Source organism: Nonomuraea sp. NPDC050547, from assembly GCF_044457345.1.
Lineage (GTDB): Bacteria > Actinomycetota > Actinomycetes > Streptosporangiales > Streptosporangiaceae > Nonomuraea.
The window spans coordinates 90,342-103,653 of record NZ_JBITGW010000016.1 but is presented as its reverse complement, the minus strand read 5'-3'; the positions used below and the strand labels follow the sequence as shown (position 1 = coordinate 103,653).

The window sequence follows — 13,312 nt, the reverse complement described above, 5'->3', positions numbered from 1 at the left end:
CTGTGGGGGCCACGGGCCGTGGCCCCCACAGCAGGTCACTCCCAGACCGGCGCCCGCTCCGCCTCCCGGTAGCGACGGTCGAACTCGGCCGTGCCGTCGTCCTCCCAGACCTCCAGATCGGCCCCGCGCGGCTGCACCGGCAGGTTGCCCACGTACCTGCACTCCTCGAACAGCTGCTTGATCCCGGCGTAGCGGCGCACCCTGCCGTCGCCGAGGTGGAAGCCGAGCAGCTTGCGCGACGGCGACGGGGTGAACCCGTCCGGCACCCGCCAGCGCTCCAGCGCCTCCTCGTCGAACTCCACGCCCAGCCCCGGCGACTCGGGCACCCTCGCGTAGCCGCCCCTGATCTCGACGGGCGTGGTGATCAGGTCGTCGGCGTAGACGTTGAGGCAGGTCACCGCCGGCCAGCGGGCGTGGGTGAGCACGGCGCCCAGGTGCAGCGTCCACGCCGTGGTCAGTCCTGGCCCGACGATCTGCAGGAACAGGTCCTTGTTGAACGCCGCCGCCTGCAGGCCCTGCGCGATCGTCCCGGCCACGCCCGCGTTGCACGAGACGAAGCCGTCGATGGCGTCCTCGCGCATCCAGATCGGGAACAGGGCCTTGTTGTAGTGCTCGGCCAGCGGCCGGTCGACGCGGGCGCGCAGCGCCTTCTGCCCGGCCACGTCCGACTGGAGCACCGGCGACTCGTAGACCCCGACGCGCGGGCTGCGGTCGAGCTCGCGCAGCACCTCGACCGCCTCGCCCGGCGTGCGCAGCATGCCGTTCCAGTCGAGGTCGAGGACGTAGGTGGCGGGCGTGACGGCGGAGATGGCGGCCACCTGCTCATGGACGTCGAACCACGGCCTGGCCTTGAGCTTGTGCGCCAGGTAGCCCTCGGCCAGCGCGTCCTTGGCCTCCTCCGCCAGCACCCGGGCGGGCATCTTGGTGCTCCACCAGGCCAGCGGGCACCACTGGCGGACCATCGGCTGGCCGAGCAGCTGGTACACCGGGACGCCCAGGGCCTTGCCCGCCACGTCGTAGAGGGCCATCTGGAGACCGGCGCCCAGCGAGTCGTCGCCCATCAGCTCGGCGGGGTGGCGGTCGAGGACCCGGGCCACGGACGCGTCGGTGGTCCTGGCCCAGGTGTAGTGGGGCAGGCTCTCGCCGTACCCGATGAGGCCGGGGGAGTTCGTGCGGACCCGCACGACCTCCACGACGGCGAACTCGGAGACGAGGATCTCGTTCCACGGCCGCGAGCGCTCCCTGAACGGCACCCGCAGGGTGACGCGCTCGACGGCGGTGACGCGCAGGCTCACGGAGCCTCCTTGGCGATGTTGAGCAGGGAGATGTCGTCGAAGTCCACCGTGACCTCGGCGGCGCTGTCCACCAGGAAGATGAGCTCGACCATGCCGACGGCGATGTTGCGCGCCTTGTCGGGGATCTCGCAGTCGAGCCGCAGCGGGGTCCAGGTGTCGTTGGCGCGCAGGCTGATCACGGGGGAGCGCACGGAGCTGCTCGGGATGGGGGTGCCCGCGGCGTCGCACAGGTCGAGCGCGAGCTGCACCGACGCCGCGGTGCCCGCCGGGGCCCGGTAGGAGGCGGTGAGCCTGGCCAGGCCGGGCGTGACGGCGATCTTCTGGCACGGCCCGCCCCAGCCCTTGCCGCTCACCCGCAGCACGGCCTGGTCCGTCGGGCGGGCGACGGCCCTGGTGCCGTTGGAGCGCGGCAGCAGCGTCCACGGGGGCAGGCCGGAGGTGAGGTCCGGGTTGACGACGAGGTTGGGCGCGGGCAGGCCGCGCAGCACGAGCGCGGCGTACGGGTTCGCCGCCGACAGGCTCCTGGCCAGGTCGGTGACCGGGCCGCCGGTGGGCTCGTGGGCGCGGATGTAGGCCACGACGCTCCAGTACTCGCCGGCGTTCCAGCCCGTCCAGACCAGGTTGGCGTGGGAGGCGGGGTTCATCTGCAGCACCAGCACCGGATCGGTGGCGAACTCCTTGATCAGCGCCAGCCGCCGCGCCGCCTGGTCCAGACGCCGCTGATGCGCGTCCGCGCCGCTCTGGAGCATCGCGAGCGCGGCCTCCTGCGTCGCGGGCGGGGTGACCGCGCGCGGGTAGCTGAGCGCCGAGGCCTCGTAGAACTCGTACGCGCGCCGCAGCACCGTCGCCCTGGCCCGCTGCGGCGCCGTGGCCGCCCGCGCCACCACCGAGTCGAGCAGGGTACGGCTGCGCGTCATGTCGCCGTCCTGGACCAGCTCAAGGTAGTGCGGCAGGTTGAAGGTCTGGTAGGTGGCGTTCGGCAGGAACCACGCCGAACCGGGCACCCGCTCGGCCCAGAACTTCTCCCATAAATCGAAATAGGCCAGCAGATCCCCGGCGGACGCCTTGCCGACCGCGCGCTCGCACCACTCCCGCTGGAGCGCCACCGGGTCGGCGTCGGCGTTCCACTGCAGCTTGGCGCTCACCCACGGCTTGGGGCCCTCGCCCCAGTTCGGGTAGAGCTCGGCGTAATGGGCGACGATGCCGCGTGCCTTCGCGTAGCGCATGGTCTTGGCGTAGCGGCGGGTGAACATCCTCGGCAGCAGGTACGGCGCGCCGTACAGGTAGTCGTAGAACCCGAGCTGCGAGCTGACCGCCAGCCACCGATCGGTCAGCGCGTGCGCGGCCGACTCCACGGCCGGGTCGGTCCAGGCGTAGCGGTCCTGCGTGAGGAAGGGCACCACCTGCCGGTGCAGCTTGAACGACGGCGGCGTCTCCAGCTTGCGGTAGGCCAGCAGCCCGAACCGCTTGCCGGGACGCTCCAGCAGAACCCGGCGTACGACCTCGTTCACCCAGGCGTAGTAGGCGGGCACCGGATCGGCCTCGGCGAAGCCCTCCCCGTCGTTGACCCCGAGCGAGTACGAGCTCGCCCCGGGGTTGGCGGTGAAGTACTCCAGGATTCCGGTGACGGCGGCGTCTATCGTGCCGGGCACGGTGAAGGCGGGCTGCCAGCCGGTCAGCTTGCCGGGCGCCGGGGGTTTGCCGCCCGGGTAGAACTCGGGGTTCGACACGCCGTAGCGCTCGACGGGGAAGAGCGCGTGCAGGTTGTGGTGGAAGGCGATGGGCTCGGTGGTGGTGCCCTGCATGCGGTTGCGGCGGGCCCACAGCTGCTGGAGCGGGTAGCGGGTGTCACGCAGCGGGCTGAAGGAACGCATGGCGAAGGCGGGCTGCTGGCAGAGCGCGACCGCGGGCACCTCCAGGGCGGACAGGGCCGGAACGTCGTCGCCGTCGGGGCCCGGCATCAGCCAGCGCACCCCGGCGTAGCGCTCCAGGAACTCGCGCACGCCGTTGGCGGTGCCGGTCGGGCTCGGCCCGACCACGGTGAGGCTGCCCTGGTAGGGCCGGATCAGGAAGCCGTCCCTGTCCAGCTTGGCCAGCAGGCCGGGCACGGCGGGGTCGGGGCCGGGCGAGCCCACGTGGACGGGCGTCAGGCCGGGCGCCGCGGTCCTGGGCAGGCGCACGCCGGTGGCGCGCTCGACGTAGGCGACCAGCTCGGCGGCGGCCTCCTCCGCGTCCGGCGGGGCGATGACCGCGGCCATCGCCCTGCCGGAACGCACGATCGGCAGGCCCGCCTTGGGGCGGATCCACGGGGTGGCGGCGACGGCCCCGGCGAGGCCGAACAACTGGCGGCGTTTCATGGTCACTTCCCGTATCCGGCGGCGATGCCCTCGATCAGGCGGCTGCTCATCCACAGGTAGAGCAGCAGAAGGGGGATGACGACGATGCAGATCCCGGCGAACAGCACCGACCAGCGGGCGCCGGTGTACTGCATGGTCTGGATGAAGTTCAGCAACGTCAGCGAGATCGTCTTCTTCTCCTGCAGGAACGACAGGGCGAAGAACGTCTCGCCCCAGTCGCCGATGGCCTGCAGGATGAACAGCGCCAGCAGTCCCGACCTGGTCAGCGGCAGCATGATCCGCCAGTAGGTGCGGTACGGGCCGGAGCCGTCGAGTGCGGCGGCCTCCTCCAGTTCGCGGGGGAGCGAGGAGAAGAAGGCGGTCAGGAAGAAGACGGCGAACGGCAGGTTGGTGGCGATGTAGACGATCAGCAGGCCGCCGAGCGAGTCGATCAGCCCGACCCGGTCGAGGCCCAGGTAGATCGGGATCATGATGGCCGGGGCGGGGATGCCGAGACCCAGCGCGAAGAAGATGGTGACCGGGCCGGACAGCCGCCAGCTGAAGCGGGCGAGCACGTACGCGGCGGGCGCGGCCAGCACGATCGTGCCGAGCCCGCTGCCGATCACCAGCAGCAGCGAGTTGACGACGCCGTCGCCGAAGGCGGCCGAGGTCCAGGCCTCGCCGTAGTTGCCCCACTGCGGGGAGGCGGGCAGACCCCAGGGATCGTGGACCACCTCCCGCGTGGTCTTCAGCGACGACAGGGCCATCCAGGCCACGACGAACAGGTCGAACAACGCCAGCGACCAGGCCAGCGGCATGGCGAGGAGTCTCATGTGACCTCCTTGCGTCAGTAGGTGGCCTGCTCGCGGCGGGCCATGACCCGCCGGACCAGGACGGTGAGCACGACCGTGAGCAGCATGGTCAGGACGGCGGCAGCCGAGGCGATGCCGTACCTGGGGACGCCGTCGGAGGGGAAGGCGCCGGCGTAGGCGTAGACGGAGAACGTCCACAGGCCGGTCGGCGGCAGGCTGCCGGTCGCGCCGGCGAAGACCAGCACGAACTCGAACGTCTTCAGCGCGCCGATCGCCCACAGCACCGCGCAGACGCCGATGACGTCCCACATCAGCGGCAGCGTGATGTGCCAGAAGCGCGTGAGCGGACCGGCGCCGTCGAGCTCGGCGGCCTCGTAGAAGTAGCGGGGGATGCGGTCGGCCGCGGCCATGAAGATGACCGTGTACGTGCCCGCGGCCAGCCAGGTCATCCCGGCCATGACCGTGGTGAACATGTTCTCCGGCGCCAGCCACAGCGGCGGCTCCGCCACCCCGAGCGACTTCAGCACCGAGTTGGCCAGCCCGTCGGGGTCCAGCAGGAAGCCCCACAGGATCGCGATCACCAGTCCGGGCACCAGGCTCGGAAAGAAGATCACCGCCCGCACGAATTTCCTGCCGACCATGTCCTGCAGCAGCATGGTCAGGGTGAACGCGATGACGAAGACGGCCGCGCCCACCAGCACCAGGATCTTCATGGTGTTGGCGAAGGAGGTGCCGAAGACGGGGTCGGCGACCATCTCACGGTAGTTGGCCAGCCCCGCCCACTCCATGGCGCCGACCCCGGCCCACTCGTTGAAGCTGATCCAGACCGTGATCACGCTCGGTACGATCATCACCAGCGCGTAGACCAGCAAAGCGGGCAGCAGGAACGGGCCGATCATCCGGCGACGCGCGGCCTCGAACGGGCTGCCGCCCCGCCGTGACCGGGGAGCGGCCTTGACCGGAGGCCGCTCCAGGACCGCGGTCATCCTTTGGACTTCCAGTAGGCGGCCGACTGCTCGGCCATCTGCTTGGTGAAGTCGGCGGCGCCGATCTTGCCGAACAGGAGCTGGTCGCTGAGCGGCAGCAGGACCTTGGTGTTGAAGTCGCCCATGTCCAGGACGTCGGCCTTGTTGATCTCGCCGCTGTCGAGGGCGGTCTTCAGGTCGGCCACCTGCGGCGCGGCGGGCACGTCCTTGCGCACCGACATCTCCAGCGCCACCCCGGCCACCTTGTCCTGGTACTTCTTCTGTAGGAAGAAGGCCAGGAACTTCTTGGCCGCGTCAGGGTTGGCCGCCTTGACCGGGATGCCGAAGCCGGTGGTGGTGACGTTCATCGTGGGCGCCTTGCCCTCGACCGCCGGGAAGCGGAACGCGCGGAACTCCAGGCCGGGCTTGGCGTACGGCGCGACCTCCTTGGGCAGGTAGGTGCCCTGGTAGAGGAAGTCGGACTCGCCGTTGGCCCACTTCTGCTGCATGGCGGGGAACTTGGCGGCGTTGAAGCCGTCGGGGAAGTAGCCGCCCCTGGCCAGCGACTCCACCATCTGGGCCGCCTTGAGCACCTCGGGCTTGAGCCAGCCCTGGCCGCTCTTGTCCGGGGCCAGCGCGTGCCAGCCCTCGTCGCCCATGATCGCGCGGGCGAAGTGCTCCAGGTAGCGCATGTTGTAGTTGGGGATGCTGCCGTCCTGGCCGAGCGGCTTACGGCCCTGGGCCTTGCGCTCGTCGAGGACCTTCACGAACTCCTCCCATGTCTTGGGCGTGGTGGGGAAGTCCTTGCCGTTGTAGAACCACCCGTAGGTGGACACCTGGTACGGGAGCTGGGCCAGCACGCCCTGCGACGAGGTGGCCATGCGCTTGTAGGCGTCTCCGACGATCTGCCCGACCGTGGCCTGTTCGCCCTGGACCGTGGCCGCGTACACGTCGGACAGGTCGAGCGCGCCCTTGGCGGCGGCGAACTGGCGGGTCAGCTCCCTGTTGTTGCCCTCGATCAGGTCGGCGGGCACGTTGGCGGTGTTCAGGCTGGGCAGGAACGACTTCATCGCGGTGCGGCCCTTCCACTGCACCCTGACCTTGACGCCGGTGGCCTTCTCGAAGTCCTTGAACGCCTCGGCCAGCACCTTCTGGTTGGGCTCGCCTTCGGACCACATGCTCCAGACGCGCAGTTCCGCCGCCTTCTCGCCGCTTCCTCCGGAGCCGCAGGCGGTGGCGGCCAGGGGGAGGGCGAGCAGGCTCGCAGCGATTCTTAACCTCATGTTTCTTGCCTCTCGCCAAGTAAGACATAGGACAGACCATCGTGTGTGCTCACGGTACAGCGCAATGCTGGTGGGTCAATAGCCCACTTGACGGACATGTCGCCGAGGCATACATTCCGCTCAATCTTCCGTCCTAGGTCCTACTTGAAAGGACTTATCGTGACTTCAACGGATCGACGGCGTGTGCTGGGGTTGCTGGGAGTGTCGGCTGCGGCGGTGGTTCCGCTGGCCGCGAGCCCTGCTCAGGCCCAGACCCGGTTCAAGGAGAACGAGCTCAACGTCTACCCCGCCTCCGCGTTCGGCGCGGTGGGCAACGGCACCACCGACGACTCCGCGGCGTTACAGCGCGCGATCGACGCCGCCTCCGCCGCCGGCGGCGGGTCGGTGCACCTCGGCGCGGGCAGGCGCTACCTGCTCGGCGCCCCTCTGCGCCTCAAGAACGGGGTGAGCCTGCGGTCGGAGCGGACCAGGGCCACGCTCGTGCTCTCGGCGGGATACAGCCAGAGCCACGTGATCGACGGGAGCGGGCTGTCCGTCGTGGGCCTGCGGAACCTGGCGATCCTCTGCGACGACCGGGCCTCCCTGACGCGGGCCGTACACCTGACGGGCTGCAAGGACGTGCTGATCGAGAACGTGCACCTGGAAGGACTCAAAGCCGGCGCGTACGAACCCCTGCCCGGCACCGCCTCCACCGCGCTGCTGCGCCTGACCGACTGCCACCGCGTCCACGTCGGCGGCTGCCGGATCAGCAAGGCCTACGTCGGGATCAACGTCAACGGCAACGGAACCAACATCACGGTCGACGACTGCGACTTCCAGGACGTCACCCAGTTCGGCCTGCACGTGCTCGGCAACACCGAGTCGCACACCGAGTACCTCACGGTCAGCCGCAACCGCCTCGAACGCATCGGCGGCAAGCCCGGCCAGGTCGGCTACCCGGTCTACATCACCTGCGGCGGCAACAACCCGGCCGCGCACAAGCACCGCTTCGTGCGCGCGATGGACAACCTGGTCATCGGCAACAAGCTCGCCTACGGCCAGGGTGGCAACGCCGACCTGCTCGCCGTCTACGACATCTTCGACGGCATCTTCGAGCGCAACACGCTCTTCTACGGCGGCGACGCCGGCCTGTCCACCGACCGCTGCAGGAAGCTGGTCATCTCCGACAACATCGTCGGCCACTGCAACACCGTCGGCATCAACGTCTGGCAGTCCAACGACGTCACCGTCACCGGCAACGTCGTCTACAACAACCACCAGAACTACGGCGGAGGACTCAGCAACGAGCCGCGCGGCGGCATCAGGACCTACGCCCGCACCGGCTTCAAGGCCGAGAACGTGGTCATCAGCGGCAACCGCAGCTTCGACGACCAGGAGGTCAAGACCCAGGACTACGGCATCTTCATCCACGCCAGGACCCGCGGCGTGGACATCGGCGCCAACACGCTCACCGGCAACAAGGAGGGCATGTTCCGCACCGGCACGCAGGAGGACATCAGCTACTCCTTCACCGTGACGCGCACCGCCGCGCCCACCGAGGGCTGGTGGGAGAAGGGCATGGTCGTGCAGAACCGCAACCCCGCCGCCGGCCAGCCGTTCGGCTGGGTGTGCACCGTCTCCGGCAAGCCCGGCACCTGGCTGCCGCTGCCGGGACCGGCCTGATGGAGCGCCGCGCCCTGTTCGGCGGCACCGCCGCGCTGGCCGCGAGCGGGCTCGTGCTCGCCGCCCCCGGCGACACATCCGGCCTCTACGTAGAACGGCTCGGCCCCCGGCAGCTCATGGTCTGGACCCGCGAGCCCGGCCACCTGTGGATCCGCTACGACCTGCGCCACTTCACCGACACCGCCAAGCGCATGGACGCCTGGCGCATCCAGGAGATCACCGCCGTACGGCAGGCGGGCCCGCCTCCGGCCACGGCCGAGGGCATCCAGCTGGCCACGGCCGCCGCCTACCCGTACGCCATCAAGCCGGCCGGTGCGCCCGACCACTTCGGCGGCCTCCACGGCGACGAGCTCCTGCGGAGCCTGCTCTTCCTCGTGGACGGCCGCGCCGCCGTACCGTCCGGCATCCTCCAGATGGGGGAGTTCGAGCTGGCCCAGGACACTCAGGTCCTCGATCCGGCCGTCGAGGCGCCGACGGTCCTCGGCGACATGAACGTGCGCCACATCTTCACCGCCGCCGGGCTGCGGATCCGGTGGGTGCTGCGCTGGCGGGCCGCGCGTGCCATCGAGTACGCCTACGGGGCCATGCTCCCGGCGGTCAGGGCCGACGGGGTCACCACCCGGTTCCGCTACCTCGACCAGGCGATCGAGCACAAGATCGGCACACCGGGGCATCGGGCGCCGCCGGCCGACAGCTACGGCGCGGAGCTGTACAACACCGTCAACGGGGCGACGATGTCGGTCGAGGTCGAGCCCGGCTTCTTCAACGGCTACGCGCAGTCGGACGGGCGCGGGGTCTGGGTCTACGACGGCGACAAGTACAACAAGGTCTACCCGACCAGGGTCAGCAAGCCGGGCAGCGAGCAGGTGGCGCCCGGGGACATCTGGCGGCTGGACGCGGTCTACCGCATCCGCTACCCGGAATGACCGCTACCCGAATGACCGTTCAGCCGGAACGACCGTTCCGGCTGAACGGCCGGTGAGTAGGTGACCGGGGCGGGAGGGGGATGCGGTATTTTCTCCCTCCCGCCCCGGTTTCCCCTGCCTTTAGCGGCCTCGGAAGGCAGGGAAATCGGAGAACCTCAGGCGGGGCCTGAGGTTCAGGCGGGCCTGGTGGGGGCGCCGCCGTTGCGGGCGGACTCGTACACGGCCAGGACCAGCGCGAGCGCGGCCCGTCCGTCGGCCGAGGTGACCTCGGGGGCGCGCCCCTCGGCGGCCGCGGCGATGAAGTCGGTGAGCTGGGCGCGGTGCGACTCCGGACCCAGGCGGGCCAGGGCGTTCTGAGCCCGGTCCTCCTCGCCCACGCGGAAGCTGGTCGGCACCTCGTTGTCCACGATCGCGTGCCCGGCGTCGCCGTGGACGGAGACGCGCACGCTGGCCCCGCCGTACGCGGCGGTGCTGGCGAAGACGCGGCCGAGCGCGCCGTTCGCGAACCGGACGGCGGCCACGACAGTGTCCTCGACCTCGATGTTCTCGTGCGCGAGCAGCCCCGAGTAGGCGCTGACCGACTCCACCGGCCCGAGCAGGGCCAGCAGCAGGTCCACGACGTGCACGCCCTGGTTCATGAGCGCGCCGCCGCCGTCCATCGCCCAGGTGCCGCGCCAGCCGCCCGAGTCGTAGTACGACTGGGGACGCCACAGCGTGACCTCGGCCGTCCCGGAGGTCAACCGGCCCAGTTCGCCGCGGTCGACGGCCGCCTTCACCGCGCGGAAGGACGGCTCGAAGCGGCGCTGGCTGATCACGGTCACGCTCTTGCCGCTCTCGCGCTCGGCCGCGATGATCCGGTCGGCCGCGGCCAGCGAGATGTCGATCGGCTTCTCGACCACCACGTGCTTGCCCGCCTTCAGCGCGGGCACCGCCACGTCCGCGTGCAGGCCGCTGGGCAGGCAGATCACCACGGCGTCCACGTCGTCGCGGGCGTAGAGCTCCTGCGTCGAGCCGAGCGCCGCGCAGCCGTGCTTTCCGGCGAGCTCCCTCGCCCGCGCCAGGTCGTTGTCGGCGACGGCGACGAGCTCCGCCGTTCCTGCCATGTCCGCGATGAGCCTGGCGTGCAAGCCGCCGATGACTCCGCTCCCGACGATCCCGAACCGCACGGACCACCTCCACGTCGTAACTTATGACCTAGGACTCTAGATGTCTTCCGGGAAATAGGTCAATATGCCGGTATAACGAGAGAAGGAGTGCCCCATGAGGCTCGGACTGATCGGGCTCGACAACACCCACGCCGACCACGCCATCCGCCACCTCAACACCGAGCGCGCCCTCGGCGACGTCCGCATCGTGGCTCTTTGCGGAGGTACGGCGGAGCGCACCGCCCAGCTCTCCGGCCAGGGCGGCGTCGAGTTCGGCGTGGACCGGCCCGAGGACCTGATCGGCCGGATCGACGCGGCCATCGTCATGGACAGGGATGGCGACCTGCACAGGCCTCACGCCGAACCCCTGCTCAAGGCGGGTGTGCCGGTCTTCGTGGACAAGCCCCTGGCCGGATCCTCGGCCGACGCGGAGGCGATCCTGGCCGCGGCCAGGACGGGCGGCGTACCGGTGACCTCCTCCAGTGCGCTGCGCTGGGCGGTGGAGGCGATGCGTGATCGGCTGGAGGCGCTCGGGCCGATCCGCTCCGTGGTCGCCACCGGCCCCGTGCAGCGCGAGAGCCCGTACGGCGGAGTGGCCTTCTACGGTGTGCACGTCGTGGAGATGGCCCTGCACCTGCTGCCCCCGCCCGAGGGCGAGCCGCGGATCTCGGTGCTGCCCGGCGGGGTGCTGGCCGTGGCGCGGGCGGGCGCCGCTCACGCGGTGCTCAACCTGGTCGAGCGCGACGCCGACGGCGCGGTCCCCTTCGCGATCCAGGTGACGGGCACCCGCGGGGTCCTCGCCGAGCAGCCCTCGCTGGGCAAGGACTACACGCTGCCCGCGCTGCGGCGGTTCGCCGAGATGGTGGAGAGCGGAAAGCCGCCCTTGGACGAGGAGGCCCTGCTGGCGCCGGTCCGGCTGCTGGAGACGCTCACCCGCGCAGTACCTCCGCGATGAACACGTCGATCTCGGCCTGCGCCCGCGCGCTGTCCTTGCTGCCCGGCTCGTAGAAGAAGCCGTGCTCGGCGCCCGGCAGCAGCACCACGCGCGCGCCGGGGAGCGTCGCCGCCAGTTCGCGCACGTGCTCGTGCGGGAAGAAGCGCTCCTTGCCGACGACGATGAACAGCATGGGCGGCGCGGTCGCCGGGTCGGCGTGGTGCGCGGGTGAGGCGGCGGCGTAGTCGCCGCCGGCGAGATGCTCGACGGCCGCGCGGATCTCGGGGTCCATCCCCGGCCAGGGCCGCAGGCTCGCGCCCGGCCCGTTGACGCTGACGCACCCGGCGGGCTCCAGGCCGTTGGGCGACAGCGACAGCAGCGTGGCCAGGTGGGCGCCGGCCGAGCTGCCGACCAGGAACACCGGCAGCTCGCCGAGCCCGCGCTCGTCCAGATGGGTCAGGAGGCGCCGGTACCCGTCGGCGACGTCGTCGAGCAGCGCGGGCAGCCGCTCGCCCACCCGGTAACCGAGCGAGGCGCTGATGACGCCGCGCGCCCCGGCCCGCCGCATCTGCCTGTGCCACTGGGCGGCCTCGCCCGCGCGCCAGCCGCCGCCGTGCACGAAGCACAGCGCGTAGGGTGCGTGCGCGGCCGGTGGATGCAGCAGGTCGAGCCGGCGGCGCGGGTGCGGCGGGCCGTCGTACGGCAGGACACGAATGCTCATAGCTAGATCCTAGGTCCTAAGTTTGGAGAACGGCAGATGACGGATGTGCGCATCAGACAGGCCGGTGCCGACTTCAGGGAGGTGATCCTCGACCACCCGCTCAGGCTGGCCGGCGCCACGGTCGACCGGTTCACGCTCGCGGTGGTGACGGCCGAGGTGGAGACCGCGGACGGGCGGTCGGCCGAGGGGAGCGGCGCGAGCGTGCTGTCGGTCCCGTGGGCCTGGCCGCGTTCGCCGCTGAGCTGGCACGCGCGCGACCAGACGTTGCGCGACATGGTCACCGGCCTGTGCGCGGACGCCGGGTCCGCGTCGGGCGACCCGCTGGAGATCTGCGCCGAGCTGGAGACGCGCCTGTCCGGGCCGCGCGGGGTGCCGAGGCTGGCGGCGTCGCTGGTGCTCGGTGCCGTGGACAACGCGGTGCACGACGGCTGGGCCCGCGCGGCGGGCCGCCCGGCGGCCGGGCTGTACCCGGAGGCGCTGGCCGACACCCGCCTGTCGGCCCTGCTGAAGGAGGGGCTCGGCGAGCCCAGGACCCGCCTGCCGGTCCAGCATGTGGTGGGCGTCGGCGACTCGCTCGACGAGGTAGGCGCCTGGCTCGAACGCGACGGCATCCGGCACGTCAAGGTCAAGGTCGCCGGCCAGGACCCGCGGGCCGACGCCGCCCGGATCACCGCGATCCACGCCCTGCTCGGCGGCGGCGGAAGCGTCTCCGTGGACCCGAACGAGGGCTGCCGGAGCGCCGCCGGCGCCGCCGCGATGCTGGACGCCCTGCCGTCCGGGGTCCTGGCCGACGTGGCCTACCTGGAACAGCCCGTACCGAGGGACGCGCCCCCCGACCCTGACGGCATGCGGGAACTGGCCCGCCGCGTCCCCGTTCTGGCCGACGAGTCGCTGGCCGGCGTCGCCGACCTCGACCGGCTCGCGGAGGGCGGCTGGAGCGGCGTGGTCGTCAAGGCCGCCAAGGGCCAGAGCCTCGCCCTGCGCAGCTGGGCCTACGCGAGGGAGCACGGTCTGGCCGTGATGATCCAGGACCTCACCGCCGTGGACCTGGCCCTCGCGCACTCGGCCCGGCTGGCCGCGACACTGCCGTGGTCGTGGCCGCCGTTCGAGTGCAACAGCAGGCAGTACGCGCCGCGGGCCAACGACGGCCTGGCGTTCATGGCGGTCCAGGATGGGCAGATCACCCTGGAGCCACACTATTCCGGCATCCGTTGAAATAGGACCTAGGTCTTT

11 protein-coding genes are annotated in these 13,312 nt (G+C 71.0%); 4 read left to right on the top strand and 7 right to left on the bottom strand.

What is annotated here, in order from left to right; all coding sequences use genetic code 11:
- Positions 1-35: 35 nt before the first annotated feature.
- From ACIBHY_RS35260 to ACIBHY_RS35240, 5 genes are read right to left on the bottom strand one after another with little or no spacing between them, the layout of a single operon-like run.
- Entirely contained in the window at positions 36-1,295 is a 1,260-nt protein-coding gene (locus ACIBHY_RS35260) for a mandelate racemase/muconate lactonizing enzyme family protein (protein WP_397308953.1), read from the bottom strand.
- A complete protein-coding gene (locus tag ACIBHY_RS35255; RefSeq protein WP_397308952.1) occupies positions 1,292-3,652 on the bottom strand; it encodes a DUF4838 domain-containing protein in 2,361 nt (786 codons plus the stop codon). The genes ACIBHY_RS35260 and ACIBHY_RS35255 overlap by 4 nt, the downstream gene beginning before the upstream one ends.
- 2 nt (positions 3,653-3,654) lie before the next feature.
- Positions 3,655-4,464 (bottom strand): carbohydrate ABC transporter permease, encoded by an 810-nt coding sequence (locus ACIBHY_RS35250; RefSeq protein ID WP_397254439.1) that lies wholly within the window; start codon positions 4,462-4,464, stop codon positions 3,655-3,657.
- A 14-nt stretch (positions 4,465-4,478) separates the two neighbouring features.
- A complete protein-coding gene (locus ACIBHY_RS35245) occupies positions 4,479-5,429 on the bottom strand; it encodes a carbohydrate ABC transporter permease (RefSeq protein WP_397254437.1) in 951 nt (316 codons plus the stop codon).
- Positions 5,426-6,691 (bottom strand): ABC transporter substrate-binding protein, encoded by a 1,266-nt coding sequence (locus ACIBHY_RS35240; RefSeq protein ID WP_397254435.1) that lies wholly within the window; start codon positions 6,689-6,691, stop codon positions 5,426-5,428. Before ACIBHY_RS35240 ends, ACIBHY_RS35245 begins: the two co-directional genes overlap by 4 nt.
- A gap of 159 nt (positions 6,692-6,850) precedes the next feature.
- Between ACIBHY_RS35240 and ACIBHY_RS35235 the strand changes: the two genes are divergently transcribed.
- Positions 6,851-8,353: a right-handed parallel beta-helix repeat-containing protein gene (locus tag ACIBHY_RS35235; protein WP_397254433.1), complete on the top strand. Its 1,503-nt coding sequence runs from the start codon at positions 6,851-6,853 to the stop codon at positions 8,351-8,353.
- On the top strand, positions 8,353-9,279 hold the full coding sequence (locus tag ACIBHY_RS35230; RefSeq protein ID WP_397308951.1) for a hypothetical protein: 927 nt from the start codon (positions 8,353-8,355) through the stop codon (positions 9,277-9,279). Before ACIBHY_RS35235 ends, ACIBHY_RS35230 begins: the two co-directional genes overlap by 1 nt.
- A gap of 173 nt (positions 9,280-9,452) precedes the next feature.
- On the opposite strand, the gene ACIBHY_RS35225 is transcribed toward ACIBHY_RS35230, so the two are convergent.
- Positions 9,453-10,445 (bottom strand): Gfo/Idh/MocA family protein, encoded by a 993-nt coding sequence (locus ACIBHY_RS35225; RefSeq protein ID WP_397308950.1) that lies wholly within the window; start codon positions 10,443-10,445, stop codon positions 9,453-9,455.
- A 94-nt stretch (positions 10,446-10,539) separates the two neighbouring features.
- Between ACIBHY_RS35225 and ACIBHY_RS35220 the strand changes: the two genes are divergently transcribed.
- Positions 10,540-11,379, top strand: coding sequence for a Gfo/Idh/MocA family oxidoreductase (locus ACIBHY_RS35220; RefSeq protein WP_397254427.1), 840 nt, complete (start codon positions 10,540-10,542; stop codon positions 11,377-11,379).
- Here the strand turns inward: ACIBHY_RS35220 and ACIBHY_RS35215 are convergent.
- A complete protein-coding gene (locus ACIBHY_RS35215) occupies positions 11,354-12,079 on the bottom strand; it encodes an alpha/beta hydrolase (RefSeq protein WP_397308949.1) in 726 nt (241 codons plus the stop codon). The genes ACIBHY_RS35220 and ACIBHY_RS35215 overlap by 26 nt on opposite strands.
- A gap of 36 nt (positions 12,080-12,115) precedes the next feature.
- Here ACIBHY_RS35215 and ACIBHY_RS35210 point away from each other — a divergent pair, with 36 nt between their 5' ends.
- Positions 12,116-13,294, top strand: coding sequence for an enolase C-terminal domain-like protein (locus ACIBHY_RS35210; protein ID WP_397308948.1), 1,179 nt, complete (start codon positions 12,116-12,118; stop codon positions 13,292-13,294).
- Positions 13,295-13,312: the final 18 nt, after the last annotated feature.

Excerpts from the sequence above, each read along its gene's own strand:
- ACIBHY_RS35255 (WP_397308952.1), bottom strand. The coding sequence starts at position 3,652 with ATGAAACGCCGCCAGTTGTTCGGCCTCGCCGGGGCCGTCGCCGCCACC.
- ACIBHY_RS35250 (WP_397254439.1), bottom strand. The coding sequence starts at position 4,464 with ATGAGACTCCTCGCCATGCCGCTGGCCTGGTCGCTGGCGTTGTTCGAC.
- ACIBHY_RS35245 (WP_397254437.1), bottom strand. The coding sequence starts at position 5,429 with ATGACCGCGGTCCTGGAGCGGCCTCCGGTCAAGGCCGCTCCCCGGTCA.
- ACIBHY_RS35240 (WP_397254435.1), bottom strand. The coding sequence starts at position 6,691 with ATGAGGTTAAGAATCGCTGCGAGCCTGCTCGCCCTCCCCCTGGCCGCC.
- ACIBHY_RS35230 (WP_397308951.1), top strand. The coding sequence starts at position 8,353 with ATGGAGCGCCGCGCCCTGTTCGGCGGCACCGCCGCGCTGGCCGCGAGC.
- ACIBHY_RS35220 (WP_397254427.1), top strand. The coding sequence starts at position 10,540 with ATGAGGCTCGGACTGATCGGGCTCGACAACACCCACGCCGACCACGCC.
- ACIBHY_RS35215 (WP_397308949.1), bottom strand. The coding sequence starts at position 12,079 with ATGAGCATTCGTGTCCTGCCGTACGACGGCCCGCCGCACCCGCGCCGC.
- ACIBHY_RS35210 (WP_397308948.1), top strand. The coding sequence starts at position 12,116 with ATGACGGATGTGCGCATCAGACAGGCCGGTGCCGACTTCAGGGAGGTG.